Raw genomic sequence first — 1,169 nt, 5'->3', positions numbered from 1 at the left:
GAGACCACGCCGGCGCCGACGGTACGGCCGCCTTCGCGGATGGCGAAGCGCAGGCCTTCGTCCATGGCCACCGGGTTGATCAGGGTGACGACCATCTTGACGTTGTCACCCGGCATCACCATTTCGACGCCTTCCGGCAGTGCAGCGGCGCCGGTGATGTCGGTGGTGCGGAAGTAGAACTGCGGACGGTAGCCGTTGAAGAACGGGGTGTGGCGGCCGCCCTCGTCCTTCGACAGGACGTACACTTCGCCTTCGAACTTGGTGTGCGGCTTGATCGTGCCCGGCTTGGCCAGCACCTGGCCACGCTCGACGTCATCACGCTTGGTGCCGCGCAGCAGCAGGCCAGCGTTGTCGCCTGCCTGACCCTGGTCCAGCAGCTTGCGGAACATTTCAACGCCGGTCACGGTGGTCTTCTGCACCGGACGGATGCCGACGATTTCGATTTCGTCGCCAACCTTGATCACGCCGCGCTCGATACGACCGGTCACCACGGTGCCGCGGCCCGAGATCGAGAACACGTCTTCCACCGGCATCAGGAACGGCTTGTCGATCGCACGCTCCGGCTCCGGAATCCAGCTGTCCAGCGCGTCGACCAGCTTCAGGATGGCCGGCACGCCGATGTCGCTCTGGTCGCCTTCCAGCGCCAGGCGGGCCGAACCGGCGATGATCGGGGTGTCGTCGCCCGGGAACTCGTACTTGCTCAGCAGTTCGCGCACTTCCATCTCGACCAGCTCGAGCAGCTCGGCGTCGTCGACCATGTCGGCCTTGTTCAGGAACACGACGATGTACGGCACGCCGACCTGGCGCGACAGCAGGATGTGCTCACGGGTCTGCGGCATCGGGCCGTCAGCGGCCGAGCACACCAGGATCGCGCCGTCCATCTGGGCGGCACCGGTGATCATGTTCTTGACGTAGTCAGCGTGGCCCGGGCAGTCAACGTGGGCGTAGTGACGGATCGGGGATTCGTATTCGACGTGCGCGGTCGAGATCGTGATACCACGAGCCTTTTCTTCCGGCGCGGCGTCGATCGAGGAGTAATCCTTGAACTCGCCACCGAAGCGCTCGGCACCGATCTTGGTCAGTGCGGCGGTCAGCGTGGTCTTGCCGTGGTCGACGTGACCGATGGTGCCGACGTTGACGTGCGGCTTGGTGCGCTCGAACTTACCCTT

The 1,169-nt window shown here is 64.8% G+C and carries 1 protein-coding gene; it reads right to left on the bottom strand.

The annotated features are described in order from the left end of the window. Window positions 1-1,169 (bottom strand): elongation factor Tu (tuf, locus tag RT688_RS23790; protein WP_313707284.1); only part of this gene is annotated, 1,169 nt, incomplete at both ends.

Origin of the sequence: Massilia sp. (genome assembly GCF_032106685.1) — a bacterium.
In the GTDB taxonomy this organism is placed as follows: Bacteria; Pseudomonadota; Gammaproteobacteria; order Burkholderiales; family Burkholderiaceae_D; genus Telluria.
The sequence above is the reverse complement of the archived record's forward strand: the minus strand, read 5'-3'. Positions and strand labels throughout refer to the sequence as shown.